The 20,643-nt window shown below is 72.5% G+C and carries 24 protein-coding genes; 10 read left to right on the top strand and 14 right to left on the bottom strand.

Features of this window, described 5'->3' with window-relative positions; all coding sequences use genetic code 11:
* Positions 1–115: 115 nt before the first annotated feature.
* A complete protein-coding gene (locus tag AB0H12_RS00005; RefSeq protein WP_499619576.1) occupies positions 116–298 on the bottom strand; it encodes a hypothetical protein in 183 nt (60 codons plus the stop codon).
* 167 nt (positions 299–465) lie between these two features.
* Between AB0H12_RS00005 and AB0H12_RS00010 the strand changes: the two genes are divergently transcribed.
* The 4 genes from AB0H12_RS00010 (at position 466) to AB0H12_RS00025 (ending at position 6,040) form a co-directional block, all read left to right on the top strand.
* Positions 466–2,928: an ABC transporter permease gene (locus tag AB0H12_RS00010; protein WP_499619577.1), complete on the top strand. Its 2,463-nt coding sequence runs from the start codon at positions 466–468 to the stop codon at positions 2,926–2,928.
* A 755-nt stretch (positions 2,929–3,683) separates the two neighbouring features.
* The gene (locus AB0H12_RS00015) at positions 3,684–4,349 is read left to right on the top strand and encodes an ABC transporter ATP-binding protein (protein ID WP_499619579.1); all 666 of its coding nucleotides are present in this window, start codon (positions 3,684–3,686) and stop codon (positions 4,347–4,349) included.
* Entirely contained in the window at positions 4,346–4,990 is a 645-nt protein-coding gene (locus AB0H12_RS00020) for an ABC transporter ATP-binding protein (protein WP_499619581.1), read from the top strand. The genes AB0H12_RS00015 and AB0H12_RS00020 overlap by 4 nt, the downstream gene beginning before the upstream one ends.
* 6 nt (positions 4,991–4,996) lie before the next feature.
* A complete protein-coding gene (locus tag AB0H12_RS00025) occupies positions 4,997–6,040 on the top strand; it encodes a GDSL-type esterase/lipase family protein (RefSeq protein ID WP_499619583.1) in 1,044 nt (347 codons plus the stop codon).
* A 16-nt stretch (positions 6,041–6,056) separates the two neighbouring features.
* Here AB0H12_RS00025 and AB0H12_RS00030 read toward each other — a convergent pair whose 3' ends face one another.
* The 7 genes from AB0H12_RS00030 to pdhA all read right to left on the bottom strand — a co-directional run bounded on the left by AB0H12_RS00030 (position 6,057) and on the right by pdhA (position 11,823).
* The gene (locus tag AB0H12_RS00030) at positions 6,057–6,677 is read right to left on the bottom strand and encodes a histone deacetylase (protein WP_499619584.1); all 621 of its coding nucleotides are present in this window, start codon (positions 6,675–6,677) and stop codon (positions 6,057–6,059) included.
* A gap of 11 nt (positions 6,678–6,688) precedes the next feature.
* On the bottom strand, positions 6,689–6,940 hold the full coding sequence (locus AB0H12_RS00035; RefSeq protein ID WP_499619586.1) for a hypothetical protein: 252 nt from the start codon (positions 6,938–6,940) through the stop codon (positions 6,689–6,691).
* A gap of 7 nt (positions 6,941–6,947) precedes the next feature.
* Entirely contained in the window at positions 6,948–7,529 is a 582-nt protein-coding gene (locus tag AB0H12_RS00040) for a GNAT family N-acetyltransferase (protein ID WP_499619587.1), read from the bottom strand.
* Between the two features lie 10 nt (positions 7,530–7,539).
* The gene (locus AB0H12_RS00045) at positions 7,540–8,316 is read right to left on the bottom strand and encodes a class I SAM-dependent methyltransferase (protein WP_499619589.1); all 777 of its coding nucleotides are present in this window, start codon (positions 8,314–8,316) and stop codon (positions 7,540–7,542) included.
* 111 nt (positions 8,317–8,427) lie between these two features.
* Positions 8,428–9,738 (bottom strand): dihydrolipoamide acetyltransferase family protein, encoded by a 1,311-nt coding sequence (locus tag AB0H12_RS00050; RefSeq protein WP_499619591.1) that lies wholly within the window; start codon positions 9,736–9,738, stop codon positions 8,428–8,430.
* Complete coding sequence (locus tag AB0H12_RS00055; RefSeq protein ID WP_499619593.1) at positions 9,731–10,753, bottom strand: alpha-ketoacid dehydrogenase subunit beta; 1,023 nt, start codon at positions 10,751–10,753, stop codon at positions 9,731–9,733. The genes AB0H12_RS00050 and AB0H12_RS00055 overlap by 8 nt, the downstream gene beginning before the upstream one ends.
* The gene (pdhA, locus tag AB0H12_RS00060) at positions 10,750–11,823 is read right to left on the bottom strand and encodes a pyruvate dehydrogenase (acetyl-transferring) E1 component subunit alpha (protein ID WP_499619595.1); all 1,074 of its coding nucleotides are present in this window, start codon (positions 11,821–11,823) and stop codon (positions 10,750–10,752) included. The genes AB0H12_RS00055 and pdhA overlap by 4 nt, the downstream gene beginning before the upstream one ends.
* A gap of 131 nt (positions 11,824–11,954) precedes the next feature.
* Here pdhA and AB0H12_RS00065 point away from each other — a divergent pair, with 131 nt between their 5' ends.
* Entirely contained in the window at positions 11,955–12,437 is a 483-nt protein-coding gene (locus AB0H12_RS00065; protein ID WP_498779499.1) for an Lrp/AsnC family transcriptional regulator, read from the top strand.
* On the opposite strand, the gene AB0H12_RS00070 is transcribed toward AB0H12_RS00065, so the two are convergent.
* The 4 genes from AB0H12_RS00070 to AB0H12_RS00085 all read right to left on the bottom strand — a co-directional run bounded on the left by AB0H12_RS00070 (position 12,419) and on the right by AB0H12_RS00085 (position 15,934).
* Positions 12,419–13,123, bottom strand: coding sequence for a CAP domain-containing protein (locus AB0H12_RS00070; protein ID WP_499619597.1), 705 nt, complete (start codon positions 13,121–13,123; stop codon positions 12,419–12,421). The two genes, AB0H12_RS00065 and AB0H12_RS00070, sit on opposite strands and share 19 nt — an antisense overlap.
* A gap of 243 nt (positions 13,124–13,366) precedes the next feature.
* A complete protein-coding gene (locus tag AB0H12_RS00075; protein WP_499619599.1) occupies positions 13,367–14,647 on the bottom strand; it encodes a HAMP domain-containing sensor histidine kinase in 1,281 nt (426 codons plus the stop codon).
* A complete protein-coding gene (locus AB0H12_RS00080) occupies positions 14,644–15,324 on the bottom strand; it encodes a response regulator transcription factor (RefSeq protein WP_499619600.1) in 681 nt (226 codons plus the stop codon). The genes AB0H12_RS00075 and AB0H12_RS00080 overlap by 4 nt, the downstream gene beginning before the upstream one ends.
* Positions 15,325–15,373: 49 nt before the next feature.
* Positions 15,374–15,934 carry a TetR/AcrR family transcriptional regulator gene (locus AB0H12_RS00085; RefSeq protein WP_499619601.1) on the bottom strand — a complete coding sequence of 187 codons (561 nt, stop codon included), beginning with the start codon at positions 15,932–15,934 and terminating at the stop codon, positions 15,374–15,376.
* Positions 15,935–16,069: 135 nt separating this feature from the next.
* Here AB0H12_RS00085 and AB0H12_RS00090 point away from each other — a divergent pair, with 135 nt between their 5' ends.
* Positions 16,070–16,852, top strand: a complete 783-nt coding sequence (locus AB0H12_RS00090; RefSeq protein ID WP_499619602.1) for an SGNH/GDSL hydrolase family protein — start codon at positions 16,070–16,072, stop codon at positions 16,850–16,852.
* Between the two features lie 55 nt (positions 16,853–16,907).
* Here AB0H12_RS00090 and AB0H12_RS00095 read toward each other — a convergent pair whose 3' ends face one another.
* Entirely contained in the window at positions 16,908–17,639 is a 732-nt protein-coding gene (locus AB0H12_RS00095; protein WP_499619603.1) for an SDR family NAD(P)-dependent oxidoreductase, read from the bottom strand.
* Positions 17,640–17,732: 93 nt separating this feature from the next.
* Here AB0H12_RS00095 and AB0H12_RS00100 point away from each other — a divergent pair, with 93 nt between their 5' ends.
* Positions 17,733–18,083 (top strand): ArsR/SmtB family transcription factor, encoded by a 351-nt coding sequence (locus tag AB0H12_RS00100; RefSeq protein ID WP_499619605.1) that lies wholly within the window; start codon positions 17,733–17,735, stop codon positions 18,081–18,083.
* A gap of 43 nt (positions 18,084–18,126) precedes the next feature.
* Complete coding sequence (locus tag AB0H12_RS00105) at positions 18,127–18,663, top strand: hypothetical protein (protein WP_499619607.1); 537 nt, start codon at positions 18,127–18,129, stop codon at positions 18,661–18,663.
* A gap of 24 nt (positions 18,664–18,687) precedes the next feature.
* On the opposite strand, the gene AB0H12_RS00110 is transcribed toward AB0H12_RS00105, so the two are convergent.
* Complete coding sequence (locus AB0H12_RS00110) at positions 18,688–19,314, bottom strand: peptidoglycan recognition protein family protein (protein WP_499619609.1); 627 nt, start codon at positions 19,312–19,314, stop codon at positions 18,688–18,690.
* A 132-nt stretch (positions 19,315–19,446) separates the two neighbouring features.
* Here AB0H12_RS00110 and AB0H12_RS00115 point away from each other — a divergent pair, with 132 nt between their 5' ends.
* The gene (locus tag AB0H12_RS00115; RefSeq protein ID WP_499619611.1) at positions 19,447–20,148 is read left to right on the top strand and encodes a VIT1/CCC1 transporter family protein; all 702 of its coding nucleotides are present in this window, start codon (positions 19,447–19,449) and stop codon (positions 20,146–20,148) included.
* Between the two features lie 139 nt (positions 20,149–20,287).
* Positions 20,288–20,500 (top strand): hypothetical protein, encoded by a 213-nt coding sequence (locus AB0H12_RS00120; RefSeq protein ID WP_499619613.1) that lies wholly within the window; start codon positions 20,288–20,290, stop codon positions 20,498–20,500.
* Positions 20,501–20,643: the final 143 nt, after the last annotated feature.

Here is a 20,643-nt window from a genome sequence, read left to right on the forward strand (position 1 = left end):
CCCCTCGGTTAAAACCATGAGGAGCCCCGACCAACCACCACCCATACCAACCCCCCCCCCCCGGCCGGCCCCCCGGCCCCCCCCCCCGCCCGTGCCCCGGGACGAGCCGGTGCGGTCAGTTGTCGCCGTCCTGGCCGTCCTGGCCGTCCTGGTCGTCCTGCTCGTCCTGCTGCTCGACGCCCGGCTGGTCGCCGTTCTCGCCGTCGCCCTCGTTCTCGCAACCCGCGCCCAGGGTCAGGAACAGCGCCGCGCCACTGACCAGCACCGCGAGTGACTTCTTCAGCACGTTCGGTTTCATGCTGTCCCGGTACCCCGAACGGGCCCGCGCCAACCGGAGCAGGCTCCGTGTCAGGTTTCGGTCGGCGGAACCGGACAACAGGACGCGTTGTCCGGACGTTGTCCGGAGGATGATCGTCGTTCACGAAAAGTCTCCTGCGCCGAGAGACCGGAGGTTACCGTGCGCGGGTGCAGATCCCGTGGCGAGCCGCCCCGCGCGCGGCCCTGTCGAGTCCGCTGACGTTGCTGGTCAGCGTGGTCACCGCGCTGCTGCTGAGCTTCGTGGTGGCCGCCGCCGTGATGCACTCGGCGGCGTCCGGCAGCGCGGCGATCGACTACGAGCGGGACCGCCTGTGCCAGGAGGCGCTGCACCCGTCGCTGGAGGCCACCGGGGTGCGCCAGGAGCACGTCCCCGGGATGGTCCAGGCGATCAAGGAGTCGATGCCGGGCCACGAGCCGTTGATCGGCACCTACCTCCGCGAGGAGCGCGTCGACTTCGGCGGCCGGCCGACCGACGCGAAGTTCGGCTACCGCCCGGGCGCCACCGATCACCTGAAGGTGCTCGAAGGCGGCTCGAAGGACGGCCTGTGGGTGCCGAAGAGCATCGCCGAGACCACCGACCTGCGGCTGGGCGAGCGCGGCCTGGGCGGGCGGTTGCCACCGGTCACCGCGGTCTACGCCGACATCCTCGACCCGCTGCCCGACTGGTGGTGCCCGGAACGCCACTTCGTCGTGCCCAACGTGCTCGACCGCGACGAGCTGGCGACCGCCGTGGTGTGGATGCCGAGCGCCGAGTCGTTCGCCGCGCTGCCGCCGGAGCTGAACGGCGTGGTCGACGTGACCGTGCGCTTCCCGGCCGTCCCGCCGGGCACGATCGCCGAGGCCGAGGCGCTGCTCGCCGAGGGCACCGCGCGCGTCGCGCCGATCGAGGAGCACTTCAACCGCACGATGTCGCCGCTGGTCCTGCCGGTGCAGAACGCCAGGCAGACCGTGGGCAACGTGCGTTCCGCCGTGCTGCCGCTCACCCTGATCAGCCTGCTCATCGGCCTGGCCGGCGTCGCCACGGTGACCGTCCAGTGGGCGCAGCGCCGCCAGGCCGAGCTGCGGCTGCTGTGGGTGCGCGGCTCCGGGCCGTTCGCCCTCGGCGGGCGCGGCGTGCTGGAGCTGGGCCTGCCGCTGGTGGTCGGCGGCGCGCTCGGGCTGGGCACGGCCCGGTTGCTGCTGCCGGTGTACGCGCCGTCCGACCTGCTGCCGCCGGGCACCGTGACGACCGCGGCGCTGGCGGTGGTCGTGGTGGTGGCGTTGAGCATCGTGGTCACGTTCGCCACGGGCGCGCTGCGCACGCACCGGATGTTCCAGGTCGCGGGCCGCGGCAACCGGCTGCGCAAGGTGCTGACCGCGTTGCCGTGGGAGCTGGCCACCGCCGCCCTGGCGGTGTGGGCGTGGAACCGCGTGCAGCACAGCGGTCTCGCCACCACGACGAAGATCGGCGCGCTGCCGCGCATCGACGCCGCCGCGCTGGCGTTCCCGCTGCTGGTCGTGCTCACGGTGGCGCTGCTGACGGCCCGGTTGGCGAAGTGGGCGTTGGCCGCGTCGCACCGGGCGAAGCTGTGGTCCGCACCCGCCGCGCAGTTGGCGATCCGGCGGCTCGCGGCCGGCGCCGGCCCGGTCACCGGTGTGCTGCTGATCGGTGTGCTGGCGGTCGGCACCATCGCGGCCGGCAGCGCCATCGCCCAGTCGCAGGAGACCGCGCTGGAGGTGAAGTCGGGCATGTACGCGGGTGCCAACAGCTACGCCCAGGTCTCGGCGGAGGTCACCGAGCTGCCGGAGGCGTTGCGCGGCAACTCCACCATCGTGGGCTACGTCAAGCAGTACGAGCGCGCGGCGCTGGTGGTGGACCCGAGGACGTTCCACGACGGCGCGTTCCCGTCCGGGATCGACCCGGCGCTGCCGGCCGAGCCGCTCCGGGTGGGCGACGTGCCGCGCGGCGAGGTCCGGTTGCCGGGGCTGCCGCCGTTCGAGCCGGACGCGTGGGTGCCGTCGTTGCCGAAGCTCGGCAGGTTCGGCTGGGTCCTGCCGGTCGACCGGATCGAGGACCGCCGTGACGTCGGTTCCTGGTACGTGTGGTCGAGCAAGCCGTTGCGAGAGGTGACCGAGGCGCTCTCGGCGGCCGGCGTGAAGGTGTCGCACGACGTCGGCGTGAAGGAGAAGGCGGTGCAGGGCCTGCCGTTCCTGACGATCAAGTGGACGTTCGGGTTCGTCGCGGCGCTGGGCGCGGTGCTCGCGGTGGTGGCGTCGATCGCGCTGCTGCTGGCGGTGGAGGTGCGGCGACGGCAGAACGCCCTGTCCGGGGCGTTCAGCGCCCGGATGGGCCTCGGACCGGCCGCGATGCTGCGCAGCCACCTGCTCGAACTGGGCGCCGTCGCCGCCGCCGCGGTGGTCGTCGGCTCGGCCGCGAGCGCGGTGAGCAGCGGCTTCACCGTGCCGAAGCTGGATCCCGCGCCGCGGCTCACCCCGCTGCCGGAAGTGCCGAACCTCCTGCCGCTGCTGGTGACGACGGTGGTCGGGGGCGTGCTGGTGGTGCTGGTGGCGGCGTGGATCGCGGTGCGCGCGGTGCGTTCGGCGAAGATCGGGGAGCTGATCCGCGGTTGACCACTCGTTGGCGTGACGGGCAGTGACCGTCCACCGTTCAGCGGCTAGGATTCGATCAAGTGTTCGAGGGGGTGAATTGGTGCTGACCGGTCGTCGCCACCGAGTGGACCGCACATCGGAGCAAGAGACTGTCGCCGAAACCGTTGGCGGGACCTGCCGATCGGACTGGAACACCGCTCTGGAACTCGCCGAAGCCAAGGCCGACTTCCCGTGGCCGGCTGAACCTCCGTCGCACACCCTCCGACGAACGTTGGTGGACTTGGACAGGGCCTGCACGACGCGAGGAACGTGGCGCGTGAAGCGGCGATCGGCACACCGCTGGTCGCCGTCGTCCCGCTTCCCCGGCCCGACGCAGATCACCGTCCACAAGGCTCATGCGAGTGCGCGCGAGATCGAGCGCTGCGAGGTGTTGCAGCAGCGACCGGCTCGCACGGCGAGGGGTTCGAACCGCCGCGAATCCGCTGCCGCCGCCCTGAACCGCGCACTGGGCGAGGTCCGAAGTCGCCGACAGGACTTCACCACGAAGCTCGCTCATGCGCCGGCAAGCGACGACAGCCTCATCGTGTTCGAGGCGCTGCGCCTCAAGATCATTGCGATCAACCCCGCGTGCACGTCCGCGAGCCCGGGTTGGGGCGGGCGAACCCGGACGGACAAGCGGGGCCGGAAGGCACGACGCCCACCAACAGCGGTCCAGCGGTCTTCGGGCAACCGGCCTGGTGGGGATCCCTCGACATGGCCAAGGGAGGACGTCAACCGTGGTTGAGCACGTGTTGCGGCTGCGCGAGGTGGGTGTGGACTACCGCACGCCCGCCGGGGCGGTGACCGCGGTGTCGGACGTGACGTTGGACGTGCCCGCGACCGGGTTGACGGTGCTGGCCGGGCCGTCCGGGTCGGGCAAGTCGACGTTGCTGCGGGTGCTGAGCCTGGTGGAACGGCCGACGCGCGGCGGCGTGGAGTTGCGCGGGATGGGCACGGCGCGGTTGTCGTCCGGTGCGCGGCGGAAGCTGCGGCGGCGCGACATCGCGCTGGTGTTCCAGAACCCGGGGGACAACCTGCTCGGCCACCTGGAGGTGGGCGACAACCTGCGTGCGGCGGCGCAGGCGGCGGGCCGGGTCGCGCGGGTGGACGAGGTGCTGGGGCAGCTGGGGCTGCCGGGCACGGCCACGTGGAAGGTGTCGGCGCTGTCGGGCGGGCAGCAGCAGCGGCTGGCGTTCGGGTGCGCGTTGGCGCGGCAGGCGACGGTCGTGCTGGCCGACGAGCCGACCTCGCAACTGGACGCGTCGTCGGCGGACCTGGTGCTGGAGACGTTGGCCGACCTGGCGCGGCGGGGCGTGCCGGTCGTGGTGGCGTCGCACGACCCGAGGCTGATCGCGTTGGCGGACACCAGGTTCGACCTGCGGGACGGAGGGTTGGTGGCATGACGGCGTTGCTGGTGAAAGGGATCGAGCGGACGTTCCGGCACGCGAGCGGGCCGGTGCGCGTGCTGCGCGGGGTGGACCTGGAGGTGGCGCCGGGCGAGTTGGTGACGTTGTCCGGGCCGTCCGGGTCGGGCAAGAGCGCGTTGCTGGCCGTGCTGGCGGGGTTCGACCGCGCCGACGCGGGCACGGTGGAGATGGCCGGCGAGGTGCGGACGTCGCCGCCGTCGTGGAAGGTGTGCGCGTTGCTGCCGCAGGCGCTCGGTCTGGCCGGTGAGCTGACGCTGGCGGAGAACGTGGCGCTGCCGATCCGGCTCGGCCGCACCGGCGGTTCACTCGACCGGGTGGCAGAGCTGCTGGCGGAGCTGGGTATCGGCGGGTTGGCCGACCGGTACCCGGCCGAGGTGTCGTTCGGGCAGCAGCAGCGGGCCGCGCTGGCCCGGGCCGTGGTCGGCGAGCCGGAGGTGCTGCTGGCCGACGAGCCGACCGCGCACCTCGACCAGCGCAGCGCGCCGACGGCGGTGCGGGTGCTGCGGCGAGCGGCCGACGCGGGCGCGGCGGTGCTGGTCGCCACGCACCACGACGAGGTGCACCGGGCGGCGGACCGCACGCTGGTGCTCAGCGGCGGGCGGATCTCCGTAGGATAGGCACCGATGTCGCGCCGAATCGTGTCCGTTGCCCTGGTCTTCCCCCTGCTCGCCCTGTTGCTGCTGGTCAGCGACTCGCCGTACCCGTCGCTGCCGGGACCCGGGCGCGACGCCCCGCGCGCGATCGTGGCGATGGGCGACAGCACCATGGCCGGTGAGGGCGCGGGGTCCTACGAGCCGGGCACGAACGGCGAGAACGACAACTGGTGCCACCGGTCGACGAAGGCGTCGGTGCACAAGACGCAGGTCGCCGGCGTGGACAAGGTGTTCAACCTGGCTTGTTCGGGCGCGAACTCCGAGCAGGTCGGCATCACCGACCAGGTGCGCAACACCGAGGGCTCGCAGGCGAGGCAGCTGGCCGCCATCGCGCGCGAGTACCGGGTGTCGGTGGTCGTGGTGGCGGTGGGCGCGAACGACGACCCGCGTTTCGCCGACGTGCTCGGCGCGTGCCTGCGGGCGTGGATCGAACGGCGTGCCGACTGCGCGAAGGCCATGGCCGACGAGTGGCGGGCCCGGGTCGAGCGGATGACGCCCAAGGTGGAGCGCGCGCTGCGTGACATCCGGCGGGTGTTGCAGGACGAGGGCTACACGCCCCGTTCGTACACGCTGGTGCTGCAGTCCTACGCCGCGCCGGTCGCGCCGGGGTTGCCGTTCGACCTGCAGAACCTCGCGGGGTGCCCGTTGCGCACGGGTGACCTGGAGTGGGTGCGGGACAGGGCGGTCGAGCAGCTGTCGGAGGGTTTGCGGACGGCGGCGAAGGCGGCGCAGGCGCGGTTCCTCGACCTGTCGAAGGCGGGTGACCGGCACGAGGCGTGCATGGGTGGCAAGAAGGCCGACCAGGAGTGGTTCACCCGGCTCACGGTGGACTTCGACGGCCTGCGGGACGAGGCACGGGCGCGGCACGCGTTGCAGGAGTCGTTCCACCCCAACGACCGGGGCTACGAGCAGTTCGGCCGGTGCATGACGGAGTTCCTGGCCACGACGGCGCGGGAGGCGTCGTGCGTCGCCGGTGACGACGGGAACCTCGACGCGGTGGTGGCGAAGGACTGACCGGCGCTCGCCTTCGTCAGCGCCGCGGAGGGTCGAGCAGCGCCGCGACCTCGGCCGCGGACCAGAACGGGGTGCGGCCGGCGAGGTAGCCGGCGATCCGCCCGGTGCTCCAGGCGTGGGTCTCGGCGAGGCCGGTCGCGAGCATGGTCAGGTAGTTGGCGGAGGGCTTGGTGTGCTCGACGTCGGCCGCGCTCCAGGGCGCGGTGAACGTCAGCGCCGGGTGGCCGTCGTGCTCGCCGAGGTGGAGCAGGGTCTCGTAGCGGCCGGGCCCGAGCGCGTGCCTGCCGTCGGCCACCACCACCGTCAGGTCGAGGTCCGCGCCGGGGTCGCGGTACATCTCCTGCGCGGCGACGTCGGCGAACTGCGCGGTGGTGACGAGGTAGCCGCGGGCGGCGGCGGAACCCGGCAGCCCGGGGTCGTAGAACGCCCGGCCGCCGAGCCAGACGGGCGACTCGGTGGCGAAGTAGATCCCACCGGGCACCTCCAACGCCCTGGTGTCGCACGGCGGGCTGGTGTCCCGGCACCCCGGGTACCCGCGCGTCGCACCGACCGGCGTCCCACCGGCGAGGTAGCACGCGAACCTGTCGGCGTGCATGTTCGAGCCGTAGCTGACGTACCAGACCAACCGGCTCGGCATGACCTCCCCCGTCACAGGCAGAGGCGGCACGGGCGGGCGGTCGGGTGTTCGGCTTCCAGTTCCGCGCGGTTGCCGACGAGTTTCACGTAGCTGCCCACCCAGGTGGTGCCGCGGGCCGGCGTGCCGTTGATCGTGCGGCAGGAGGCGCGGTGCAGGACGAGGTTGTCCGGGTTCAGGTTGCGCTCGGCGTTGACGACGTACTGGTCCTGGTTGTCCGCCAGCCAGTGCTCGTAGGCGCCGCTGTCCTCCATGAACCTCTGCATCCGGACATCATGCGCCGTCCGGCCGCCACCGGCTGTCCGCCATCCGGTGCCACTCGTCCTCCAGGATCGCGTAGACCAACTCCTCGCCCCAGGCGCCCTTGAAGACCTCGTTGTGCCGGAAGTGGGCTTCGCGGCGCATGCCGAGCCGTTCCATCACGCGCCACGACGGCTCGTTGAACGCGTCGCACGACGCGCTGACGCGGTGCAGGCCGAGGTGGGTGAAGCCGAGGTCCAGCATGGCGGCGGCGGCTTCGGTGGCGTAGCCCTTGCCGTGGTGGTCGGGGTGGAAGATGTAGCCGACCTCGCCCTGCCGGTGCGCCTCGCTGAGCCACTTCAGCACGGCTTCGCCGATCACCTCGCCGTCGCGCTCCACGGCGAGCGCGAGGTGGTCGCCCTCCTTCTCCGGCCACGTCACCGACGCCTTCAGCGCCAGGCTCTGAGCCGTCTCCTCGGGGGTGCGCTCTTCGCCGTAGAGGTATCGGACGACGTCCGGGCGGGACTGCCACGAGTGCAGCGCGGCGTGGTCGTCGAGGGTGAACGGGCGCAGGGTCAGGCGCCGGGTCCGGATGGGGTAGTCGGGCTTGGTCACGTCGGTCAATCTACGAAATCGCGGTCTCGCCGTCGTCCGGGTTTCCGCGCCGGAAGACCAGGTGGAAGAAGCGGGCGAGGAGCGGGTACGGCATCCGGTGGGCCAGGGCCAGTTCCAACCGTTCGAGGTCGGCGAAGAACGCCGGGTCGTGCTTGCGGTCGTTGTCGGAGACGTAGTCGGTGACCGCGCGGATGCCGTAGTGGCCGACGAGCGCGCAGTCGGGCAGCCAGTCCCGCACCTGGTCGGCCGTGTAGAGGGTGAGGGTGGTGTCGAACGTCTGCGTGCGCGCCTGGTCGGTGTCCAACGCGGTCAGGGCGGCGGCCGGGTCGAGGTGCTGGGTGGCGTGCCGCAGCGGCTCGGCGTGGCGGTTGAGCGCGATGACCGACAGCAGCCCGCCCGGCGCGACGAGTCCGACGGCCGCGCGCAGGGCCGCCGCCGGGTCCGGCAGGTACTGGATCACGTTGTGCGCCAGCACCACGTCGTGCTCGACCCGCACGTCCTCGGGCAGGTCGGCGAGATCGGCTTCGACCAGCTGCGCCGGCAACTCGGCTCCGGCGAACGCCCGTTCCGCCTCGGCCAGCATCTCGGCGGACCGGTCGACCACGGTCACGTGGTGGCCGCGCCGGGCCAGCCGCAACGCGTCCGCGCCGTCCCCGCCGGCCAGGTCGAGCACCGACACCGACGCGGACGGCAGGTGGCGGGCGAGGTTGGCCTCCGCCTGCGTGTAGCGCAGCCGTCCCCACGGGGCTCGCTGCCACTCCCGCCACTGCCGTGTCGCGTCGGTCATGCCGCCCAGGCTAGTGCGGTGACCGGTGACCTTCGCCGCGTCTTCCGGCGCTCGGCAGGGCGCCTCGCGTCCGACCGCCGAAACACGGGGCAGAGGCCGACGGCCACGGCACTAGAGGTCGGCCAAGGCGGTGATCGGGGACTCGACGCAGTCCGCGACGAACCGCAGGAACCCGCCCGCCGTGCCGCCGTCGCACACCCGGTGGTCGAAGGCGAGCGTCAACTGGGCGACCTTGCGCACGGCGAGCTGCCCGTCAACGGCCCACGGCCGGTCGATGATCCGGCCGATGCCGAGGATCGCGGCCTCCGGGTGGTTGATGATCGCGGCCGAGCCGTCGACGCCGAACACGCCGTAGTTGTTGACGGTGAACGTGCCGCCGGTCATCGCGGCGGGCGTGAGCTTGCCTTCGCGCGCCGACGCGGTGTGCGCGGCGATGGCGGACGCGAGCTCGGCGGTGGTCAGGGACTGGGCGTCCCGCACCACCGGCACGACCAGGCCGCGGTCGGTCTGGGCGGCGAAGCCGAGGTGCACCGCGTCCAGGACGACGATCTCGTCGCCCTCGACGCGGGAGTTCAGCTCGGGGAACTTCTTCAGGCCCAGCACGGTGAACCGGGCGAGCAGCGCGAGCAGAGACACCGTCGGCATCGCGGCCCGTGCGGCGAGGAAGTCGGTGGCGTCGACGTCCACCCAGACGGTCGCTTCGGGGATCTCCCGGCGTGAGGTGGCCAGCTTCGCCGCGACCGCGCCGCGCAGGCCGCGCAACGGGATGCGACGGCCGCCGGTGGGCGCGGGGTCGGGCGTGGCGCGGGCGGCGAGTTCGCGTTCCACGTCCGCGCGCCGGATGACGCCGCCCGGTCCGGTGCCGGGGATCCGGTCGAGCGCCAGGCCGTGGTCCCGCGCGAGTCGCCGCACGAGCGGGGAGATGACGGCGGGTGCGGTGGCACGGCCGGTGTCCGGCGCGGGAATCGCGGCGGGCCCGGCGGCGGTGCCCGGAGCCGCCGACCCGGCCGCGGCCGACGTGCGGGCGGTGGCGATCGCGGCCCCGTCAGGTGTTCCGGGCGTTGAACTCGGGTGTTCCGAGCGCAGGACACTCGCGTGCTGAGCGTCGGACTCGCGGGGGCGGCGTCGGCGGCGCGGGGTTTCGGAGGTGCCGTAGCCGATCAGGACGTTGCCGCTGCCCGACTGCTCCGGCTCGCCCACGGTGAGCAGCACCGAGCCGACGGCCAGCTTCTCCCCCGGCTCGCCGAACCGCGCGCTCACCACGCCCTCGTACGGGCACGGCACCTCGACCACGGCCTTCGCCGTCTCCACCTCCACCACGGGCTGGTCGATCGACACCTGGTCGCCGACCGACACCAGCCAGGTGACGATCTCGCCCTCGGTCAGCCCTTCGCCCAAGTCGGGCAGCCGGAAGTCAGGCACCGTGGCTCCCCACGACCTCGTCGTCCCACTGCAGCCGGGCGATGGCGTCCAGGATGCGGTCCACGCCCGGCAAGTGGTGCTCCTCCAGCTTCGGCGGCGGGTAGGGGATGTCGAACCCGGTCACCCGCAGCACCGGCGCGTGCAGGTGGTGGAAGCACCGCTCGGTCACCCGCGCCACGACCTCCGCGCCGTACCCGCCGAACCCCGACGCCTCGTGCACGACCACCGCACGCCCGGTCTTGCGCACCGAAGCGCACACCGTCTCGTCGTCGAACGGCGACAACGACCGCAGGTCGACGACCTCGACGTCCCAGCCCTCCTCCGCCGCCGCCTCGGCCGTCTCCGACGCCGTCGCCACCATCGGCCCGTACGCGATCAACGTGACGTCACGCCCGGTCCGCCGCACCAACGCCCGGTCGAACCCGATCGAGTCGGACGAGGACGGCAGCGCGCCCTTGGTCCAGTACCGCCGCTTCGGCTCCAGGAAGATCACCGGGTCCGGCGAGTCGATCGAGTCGCGCAGCAACCGGTAGGCGTCGTCGGGTGTGCCCGGCGTGACGACCCGCAACCCCGGCGTGTGCGTGTAGTAGGCCTCCGACGAGTCGCAGTGGTGCTCGACCCCGCCGATGCCGCCGCCGTACGGCACCCGGATCACCACCGGAAGCGACACCCGGCCGCGCGTGCGGTTGCGGAGCTTGGCCAGGTGGCTGGTGATCTGCTCGAACGCCGGGTAGGCGAACGCGTCGAACTGCATCTCCACCACGGGCCGCAGCCCGTTCATCGCCATGCCGATCGCGGTGCCGACGATGCCGGACTCGGCCAACGGCGTGTCGAACACCCGCTGCTCGCCGAACCGCGCGGCCAACCCGTCGGTCACCCGGAACACGCCGCCGAGCGCGCCGACGTCCTCGCCGAACACCAGCACGGTCGGGTCGGCGGCCAGCGCGTCGGCCAGCGCCCGGTTCAGCGCGCCCGCCATCGAGACCTGGGACTCCTGTGCGACGACCGCGGTCATGCCAGCTCCTCCCGCAGTGCCGCGGCCTGCTCGCGCAGGTGGCGGGGCGTGGTCGCGTAGACGTGCTCGAACAGCTCGTCGGGCGAGGGCACGACGTCGGCGTTCAGCCTCGCCCGCACGGACGCCGCGAACTCCTCCGCCTCGGCCGCCACCGCCGCGCGCCGCGCGTTGTCCAGCAGCCCCCGTGACGTCAGGTACGCCTCCAGCCGGTCCACCGGGTCGCGGTCCAGCCACGCCGCGACCTCGTCGGACGTGCGGTAGCGGGTGGCGTCGTCGGCGTTGGTGTGCGCCTCGATCCGGTAGGTCAGCGCCTCGATCAACGTCGGCCCGCCCGACTCCACCGCCTCGCGCACCACCGCGAACACGGCGGCCACGTCGTTGCCGTCCACCAGCACGGACGGCACGCCGTACCCGATGCCCTTGTGCGCCAACGACGGCGCGGCGTTCTGCTTGGCCATGGGCACGCTGATCGCGTAGCCGTTGTTCTGCACCAGGAACACCACCGGCGCCTGCCACACCCCGGCGAAGTTGAGCGCCTCGTGCGTGTCGCCCTCGGAGGTGGCGCCATCACCGAGCATGACCAGCGCGGCGGTGTCCTCGCCCTTGAGCCGGGCCGCGTGCGCGAAGCCCACGGCGTGCAGCGTGTTGGTCGCCAGCGGGGTGCACTGGGGGCCGACGCGGTGCTCGTACGGGTCGTAGCCGAGGTGCCAGCCGCCTTGCAGCAGGGTCAGCGTCTCGGCGGGGTCGACGCCGCGGGTGACCAGGGCGACGGAGTCGCGGTAGGTCGGGAACAGCCAGTCGTCGGGGCGCAGCGCGAGCACCGCGCCGACCTCGCACGCCTCCTGGCCGCGCGAGGACGGGTAGACCGCGAGCCTGCCCTGCCTGGTCAGGGCGGTGGCCTGGGTGTCGAAGCGGCGGCCGACGACCATCCGGCGGTGCAGTTCGACCAGCACGTCGTCATCGGGCATCGACAGCGGCGAGTCGTCCACCGGCGTGCCGTCCTTGCGCAGCAGCGACAACGGTTCGTCGCTGGGCAGCAACGTCCGCTCGGGCGCGCGGGTGCGGGCCATGGGCTCCTCCGGGTGTCCGACTGTCCCACTGGGCGGGATGGAGGGCATGGTCCTGCTCACAACGACCAAAGTTCCAGATCCCGGCCCGGAATCCGGACGAACGGTCGCGCAGACGGGTTATGGTCGGCCACATGACGGCTCGAGCTGGACATTCGGCACCGCTGGACGAGCTCGACCGGCGCATCGTGGAGGAGCTGCGCGCGGACGGGCGGATGTCGATGCGGTCGTTGGCGGAGAAGCTGCACATCTCGCGGGCGAGCGCGTACTCGCGGGTGGAGCGGTTGCACCGGGACGGCGTCGTCACCGGGTACACGGCGGTGGTCGACCCGGAGCGCTACGGCTTCGGCATCTCCGCCTACGTCTACCTCAAGATCAGCCAGCACTCGTGGAAAGCCGTGCGGCGGCGGGTGATGGAGATCCCCGAGGTGTGGCACGGCGCGCTGGTGTCCGGCGACTACGACCTGGTGCTGCTGGTGCGCGCGCCGGACGCGCACAGCCTGCGCGACCTGGTGCTGTCGCGGTTGCAGACGATGCCGGACGTGACGTCCAGCCACACCGTGCTGATCCTGGACGAGCTGCCCGCCGGCGGCGACGGTCACCAGCCGAAGTTCTGAGTCCAGTAGATGCCGTAGGAACCGCCGCGGGCCATGCCGACGCCCAGCGTCTTGAGCTTGCAGTTCAGGATGTTGGCGCGGTGGCCCGGCGAGTCCATCCAGCCCTTGATCACGGCCTCGGCGGTGCGTTGACCGGCGGCGATGTTCTCCGCGCCGGGCGCGGCGTAGCCGGCGGCCTTGACCCGGTCGACGAAGCTGCGGCCGTCCTGGGAGACGTGGTCGAAGTAGTCCTGGGCGGCCATGTCGGCGCTGTGCGCGCGGGCGGCGGCGGCCAACCGGTCGTCGGCGGCCAGCACGGGGCAGCCGTTCGCGGCGCGTTCGGCGTTGGTGAGCTCGAACGCCTTGGCCTCGGCCAGTTCGACCTCGGTCCTGGTCCTGGTCGGCGCGGGGGGCGCGGGCGGCTCGGCCGGGACCTGGGCCTGCTTCGGCGGCTCGACGGTGGTCGTCGTGGTCGTGGTGGCCGGCGGCAGCTCGGACGTCGTGGTGGCGGACGAGGACGGCGTGGCGTCCGGCGAGGTGGTCGCGGTGGTCGCGGTGGTCGGCTCGGCGTCCGGTTGCGGCGTGGTGCGGACCGTGGCGGTGGCGCTCGCCGCGACGAGGGCCATCCCGTCCGGGTGCTCGCACCCGGCCAGGGCCAGCCCGGCGAGGACGACGGCGACCGGCAGCACACTGCTCTTGCGCGACACGCGGAAAACCTCAATCTGCATTCGGCGGCATTCGGGCGCGGCGACCGCGGGTGCGCTTCTTCGCAGGGTAAGCGCACGCGGTCGCCGCACCGAAGGGGGAACCGGGCGGGCCGGGCAAGGGTGGGAGCGCCGCGGCCGACCTCAATTCCGTGAATAGCTTTATCCAGGAATGCAGAACTGTCAACAGCCGTTTATTTAAGGAACATTTAAAGGTCGCATCAGGCGCGGAAAAGGGACCGCGGGTCAGACTGGCTCTTCCGCGCGGCCGAGCCGGAGCTGGACCCGCGTGCCGCCGAGCGGCCCCCGGTCGACCACCAGGGAGCCGCCGGCGGCCTCCGCCGCCCGGCGGGCGATGTCGAGGCCGAGGCCGGTCGAGCCCGCGCCGCTGCTGCCGCGCCGCAGCGCCGCCTCCAGGTCGTCGATGCCCGGCCCGGCGTCCTCGATCACGATGACCACGCGTTCTGGCTGGTGGAACAGTGCGACGACGAACCCGACACCCTCCGGCGTGTGCCGGAAGACGTTGCCGAGCACGGCGTCCATCGCGGCGGCGAGGTCGCTGCGGGTGAGCGGGACGAACGCGTGGCGCTCGGTGCCGCGCAGGTTCCACAGCCGCTGCTGGTCGTCGGCGAGGGCGGACCAGAAGACGAGGCGGTCGTGCACGACCTGGGCGGCGTCGCACCGGCCGCCGTCGGGGTCGTCCAACTCGCGGCGGGCGGCCCGGATGAGTTCGTTGACCTCGCGTTCGAGCGCGTGCACCGCTTGCCGGACGCGGTTGGCGCCGGGGTCCTGGCCGAGCGTTTCCGAATCGAGCCGCAACGCGGTGAGCGGTGTGCGCAAGCGGTGCGAGAGGTCGGCCAGGATTTCGCGTTCGTTCGCGACCAGTTGGCCGATCCGATCGGCCATCCGGTTGAACGCCGTGCCCGCGTCGAACAATTCCGGCGGATCACTCGGCGTCACCCTCGTGGCGAGATCGCCCTGGCCCATTTTGCGCGCGCCTTCGGCGAGGGCGGCGGCGGCTTTGACGACCCGCGCGCCGAGGCGGTCGGCGACCAGCACCGAGCCCAGCACGAGGACGACGGCGACGCCGCTGAGCGCGAGCCAGGCCTGCTCGACGCCCCGGGACAGCTCGGCGCGCGGCACGAACGCCTCGACCACGGCCACCCGGCCCTCGCCGAGCAGCACGGGTTGCAGGTGCACGAGACCGGCCGGTATGGGCTCGGTGGACGCCCGGCCCTCCTCCCGCGCGGTGCGGATCTGCTGGTCGGTCGCCACGGGCACGCCGACGACCTCGCCGTCGGCCAGGTGCACGGCGACCCGGCCGGCGCTGGCGGTGAGGGCCTGGCCGACGGAGGCCGGGTCGGAGGTGATCACCAGGACGGGGGTGAGCGCGCCGGCGAGGCGTTCGGCGTCGACGAGCGCGCGGTCCTCGGCGAGCTGGCGCACCACGAGGGCGAGCGGGATCAGGAACGCGAGCGCGACCATCGAGGTGACGGCCAGCGAGACGAGGGCGAGCGACTTCCTCACTCGGCCGCCGTGAGCTTGAACCCGACACCGCGCACGGTGTGCAGGTAGCGGGGCTGGGCGGCGCGTTCGCCGAGCTTGCGGCGCAGCCAGGACAGGTGCACGTCCAGCGTCTGGTCGTCGTGCCTGCCGGGCAGGTTCCACAGGTTGGCCAGGAGTTCGGCGCGCGGCACCACCTTGCCCTCGCGCGCGGCGAGGTAGGCCAGCAGGTCGAACTCCTTGCGGGTCAGGTTGAGCTCGCGGCCGTCCAGGCGTGCTTCGCGGCGGTCGGGGTCGACGGTGAGGCGGCCGATCCGGAACGTGGCGGGCGCGGCGTCCTTGCGCGCGCGGCGGAGCACGGCGGAGAGCCGGGCGGCGAGGTGCTCGCTGGAGAACGGCTTCACCAGGTAGTCGTCGGCGCCGGCGTTGAGCAGGCGGACGATCTCGCTCTCGTCGTCACGGGCGGTGGCGACGATGACCGGCACGTCGCACACCCCGCGCATCATCCGCAGGGTGTCCGCGCCGTCCATGTCGGGCAGCCCGAGGTCGAGCACGACCAGGTCGAACGCGCCGCCGGTGATCTCGCGCAACGCCTCCAACGCGGTGCCGACCGGCAGCACCGCGTGCCCGAGCCCGGTCAGCGCCCGGGTCACCGCCGACCGCACCACCGGATCGTCCTCGACGAGCAGCACCGAGACCATGGCGCGCACCGTAACGCGATCGGGTGAGTTCCCCGCCGCTCCCCCGGCGCTACCCGTGCACCGACCCGGCCGTGCGATCGGGTTCGGGGAGGAACAGGCCGTCCAGCAGGACGGGGATCGCGCGGTGCGGTTCGGGTGTCCGGTCGACGGCCGCCTGGAGCATCGTCAGCACGACCACGACGTCGTCGAGCACGATGTCGTGGCGCAGGTGGCCCGCCGCCCGCGAGCGGTCGAACGGTCCGCGCAGCACGTCCAGCAGTCGGCGCACGTGACCGCGCTGGTCGGGCTCGGGGAACCGGCGCAGTTCGTCCACCAGCGGGCGCATCGACACCTGGTAGGCCATCACCGAGTGGAGCAGCGCGCGGAAGGCGGCGGGGTCGTCGGCGTCGCGCTCGGCGGCGGCCACCAGCAGCCCCAAGTGCTTGCGCGCCACCGCGAGCAACAGCGTGCGGCGGTCGGGGAAGTGCCGGTACACCGTCGCCTGGCCGAGGCCGGTGAGGCGGGCGATCCGCGCCGGTGACGGTGTCGTGCCGCGGACCACCAGCTCCTCGGCCGCGCGGATGATCGACGCCCGGTTCCTCAGGGCGTCGCTGCGGCGCGGAACGGTCATGGCGGCACCCCGACGAAGCAGTCCAGGTTACTCGCAGGTAATGAGAATAGCACCGACTGTGATCCCTCGGAACGCCTTCGTAACGTCGTCGACCTGCCGCCTTCACGCAGGTGATGTCTCGAGGAAGGACTGGACGTGCGCGGACGTCTTCTCAGGGTCGTGTGCGCGGTGCTGCCCGCCGCCTTGGCCGTCATGCTCACCTCGACCGCGGCGCGGGCCGCCGCTCCGGTCGACTACGTCGCACTCGGCGACTCGTACTCCTCCGGCACGGGCGCGCCGCCGTACCTCAGCGGGTCGTGCTACCGCAGTTCCCGCGGGTACGCCCAGTTGTGGGCGAACACGCACGAGGTGTCGTCGTTCAAGTACGCCGCCTGCGGCGGGGCGACCACGCAGAGCATGACCGACCAGTTCGCCTCGCTGGACGCGGGCACGGACCTGGTCTCGATCACCATCGGCGGCAATGACGTCGGGTTCGCCAACACCATGATCACCTGCGTCACGGGCAGCGACACCAGCTGCGTCAACGCGGTGAACGCCGGCATCGAGAGCGCGCGCACCACGTTGCCAGGGCGGCTCGACGCCACGTACGCCACGATCCGCAACCGTGCGCCGAACGCCACCGTGGTCGTGCTGGGCTACCCGCGCCTGGTGGAGCCGAACGGCACGTGCATGAGCTCGACCAAGCGTGCGGCCCTCAACCGGGGCGCCGACGACCTGCACGCCGTGATCTCGGCCCGGGCCGCAGCCGCCGGCGTCCGCTACGTCGACGCCCGCGCCCACTTCGCGGGCCACGGCGCGTGCGGGAGTTCCCCGTGGATCAACTCGTTCTCCCTGTTCCGCCTGGCGGAGTCGTTCCACCCCAACGCCACCGGCTACGCCTCGGGCTACCTCCCCCTCCTGAACTCCGCCACCTCCTGACCGCGAGAGTCCTACCTTCCCGCGGGCTGAAGGTAGGACTCTCGCGGGGCGGGGGTTAGCCGATGGTGCGGCCGCCGTCGGCTTGGAGGAGTTCGCCGTGGACGTAACCGGCACGAGGCGAGGCGAGGAAGACGATGGCCTCGGCGATCTCCCGCGCCGAAGCCGTGCGGCCGAGCGGGGACTTGCGGCCGGTCTCGTCGACGGCGTCGGGCGCGAGGGCCTGCGTCCCCTCGGTCACGGTGGCGCCCGGCGCGATGGCGTTGACCCGGACCCCGGTGCCGCGGTACTCCACGGCCCACGTCCGGGTCAGGGATTCCAGCGCCGCCTTGGTCGCCGAGTACGCCGCCGCGCCCGGCACGGCGAACGAGGTCGCGGACGTGGACACGTTGACCACGCTGCCCCGGCCCCGGGCCGCCATGCCCGGCAGCAGCGCGGCGGTCAGGAAGAACGGCGCCCGCACGTTCACGTCGAACAGCCGCTGGAAGCCCTCCTCGTCCTGATCGACGGTCGCCGCGAACGGGAAGATCCCGGCGTTGTTGACCAGCACGTCCACCTCGCCGACGGCCCCCGCCAACGCGCGCACCGACGCCAGGTCCGCCATGTCGGCGGCGATGAACTTCGCCTGCCCGCCGTCCGCCTCGATCGACGCCACGGTCCGAGCACCGCGCGCCTCGTCCCGCCCCGTGACGATCACCGTGGCGCCACCGGCCGCCAACAACCGCGCGGTCTCCCGCCCGATACCCGCCGTGCTGCCCGTGACCAGCGCGAGCTGCCCGTCAAACTCCATGGTCCCCACCTCGTTCGAAGTTCGGTGAACATCGAACAACCTACTCTCGCCGGTTCGATGTTCGCAAAACATCGAACATCTAGACTGGGAGACGTGCGCCACGCCGACAGCAACCCGGACGTCGCTCAGCTCACCCTGACCGACGTCCTCGCGGCGCTCAGCGACCCCCTCCGCGTCGGCCTCGTCCGCCTGCTCGCCGACGGCGAGGAGTTCAACTTCGGCGAGTTCGACGCGCCCGTCGCCAAGTCCACGCTCAGCCACCACCTCAAGGTGCTCAACGCCGCAGGCCTGACCTGGCGGCGCGAGGAGGGCACCCGCTGCTACATCCGCCTCCGCCGCGACGACATCGACGCCCGCTTCCCGCACCTGCTCGACACCGTGCTCGCCGCCGCCGACCGGGACGACGTCGGCAACCACGTCACCACCCCGGGCGCCGCGTGCTGAGCAAAGGGGTCCACGACGCCGGTCCCGCCGGCAGGATGTCCGCGTGACCAGGGGCCTGCAGTACTTCGCCGCGTGGTCGGCGTCGACGGCGGTCGCGGTGGTGCTGTCCTGGCTGGGCATCCGGTTCGTGCTGGACGCGGGCGCGCCCGAACGACCGCGCGTCGTCGCCGGACCGACGCAGTCGTCGGCGATCACCACGACCACCACCACCTCCGCGCCCATCACGACGACGACCACCGTCGCAGTGATCGCCACGGTCGCGCCGACCACGACGACGACGGTCGTGCCGACCACCACCACGACCACGCAACCCCTGCCGTCGGAGAACGGCACGTGGACCGAGCGGAACGGCGAACCGGTCTACCTGCGCAGCTTCACGCTGCAGGGCGGGGTCGCCGCGATCAGCTTCTCCGCCAAGGACATGGAGCCCATCTCGGCCACCCCGCGCCAGGGCTTCGCCGCCACCGTCGAACAGCCCGCGGACGCCGTCGTGGTCGAGTTCACCGGCGGCGGCCACCGGTCCCGGCTCGAGGCCACCTGGGTCGGCGGACCGCAGTGGCGGATCGTGGAAGCCGGCTGACCGCGGCGCGCGGAGCACCCCGACCTAGACCGCCAGCGCGACCTCGGCGCGCAGCCTCGGCAGCAACGCGTGGAAGGCGTCGCCCGGGCACACGGTGCCGTCCCAGAAGTCGCGGTGGCCGTGGATCTCCGCCGGCGGGATCGAGTACTGCCGGCAGATCACCGCGCACAGCCACACCAGCGCGTCCCACTGCCCGTCGGGCGGCGCCTGGTCGACGTAGGTGCCCTCGTTCTCGATCCCGATCGAGTTCCGGTTCTGCCCGAACGCGTGCGCGCCCTCCACCATCCGGTCACCGGCCAGCAGCGCGTCCACGCTGCCGTGCCTCCCCTCCAGCACCACGCCGCCGCGCGTGATGGTGAAGTGCTGCCCGGTGTCGCCCCAGTCGTTGGCGTCCATGTGCAGGTTCTGGAAGAACCGCGCCAACTCGTGCGCGTGCCGCCGAGAGCCGTCCGCCACGTTCTCCGTCGCCGTGTGGTGGATGAGGATCCGCTCCGGCCCGCGCCCCAACGGCACCGGCTGTTCAACCGGCGGTCGCGCGCCCCACTCGGGGCACCGCTCGATCCGCCGTCGGGCGGCACGGGGCGGCAACGTGGCGGCGACCGACCCGACCACCGCGCCGACCCCGAGCAGCACCGCGCGCCTGCTGACCACCGCTCCCCCTGATTCGTCAGCCGGGAGCCGATCACCCGGGCCCCGGCGGGCGCACTGCCCCCGCTGTCCATGCTTTCACCCGTTCGCGGGACGGACGCCACCCGTTAGCCGAGTGGTGGTTCGATCACGGTCATGACGCACCCCGGCGAACCCCACCACGACCTCTCCGGCCGGCTCAACTGGCTGCGCGCCGGCGTCCTCGGCGCCAACGACGGCATCGTGTCGACGGCCGGGCTGGTGGTCGGCGTCGCGGGCGCCACCGCGGACCGGGCCACGATCTTCGCGGCGGGCGTGGCCGGGCTCGTCGCGGGCTCGCTGTCCATGGCGGGCGGCGAGTACGTGTCGGTCAGCACCCAGCGGGACACCGAGCGGGCCGCGCTCAGGCTCGAGGCGCGCGAGCTGCGCGAGATGCCCGAGGAGGAGGAACGCGAGCTCGCCGAGATCTACCAGGACAAGGGCCTGTCGGAGGACCTCGCCGCGCAGGTCGCCCGCGAGCTGACCGAGCAGGACGCCCTGCGCGCGCACGCCGAGGCCGAGCTGCAGATCGACCCGGACAACCTGACCAGCCCGTGGCAGGCCGCGTGGGCGTCGCTGGTGGCGTTCGCGGCGGGCGCGCTGATCCCGCTGGTCGCGATCGTGCTGCCGCCGACCGCGTGGCGGGTGTGGGCGTGCGCGGTGGCCGTGCTGGCCGGCCTGGTGCTCACCGGTGTGGTCAGCGCCCGCCTCGGGGCGAGCCGGGTCAGCCGCGCGGTGCGCCGCAACGTGGTCGTGGGATCGCTCACGATGATCGTCACGTATTACGTCGGCCTCCTGTTCGGAGTAACGGTCGGCTGACCCGATCACGCTCCGCACACACCCTCGCGAGCCCTTCGAAAAAAGTCACCACCTGAAGGTGTGAGGTACGCAAAGTGCGGGTACCCCCAGCCGACTTGTCGCCGTCGAGCGCGACAGGCCTTGACTGGAGGTGCGCACCGTGACCCACCCACCGACATCGTTGCCCCTCCTGCGCGGCGAGAAGGCCGAACGCCGGCTCTGGGCGCTGCTGGCGGCGCTCTTCGCGCTGGTCTCGGGCGTCAACGTGATCTTGGCCGTGAGCGAGGCCGCGTGGTGGCAGGGCGCGCTCGCGACGCTGTGCCTCGTCGTCGCGGTGGGCTGCGGACGGGAGTCCAGAAGAGCAGCCAGCTGATTTCACCTGTCACTGAAGTTGCGAAACTGAGCGAAACTCTGGTCCGACCGGGTGTACCCCGTTGGTCGGAACGGCGTCAAGTAGTGGTGTGATTCACCACGACGCCCTGTCGGACTAGAGCCATAACCGCGAATTCACACTAT

The sequence above is a fragment of the Actinosynnema sp. NPDC023794 genome (assembly GCF_040639675.1).
Classification (GTDB): Bacteria; Actinomycetota; Actinomycetes; order Mycobacteriales; family Pseudonocardiaceae; genus Actinosynnema; species Actinosynnema luteola.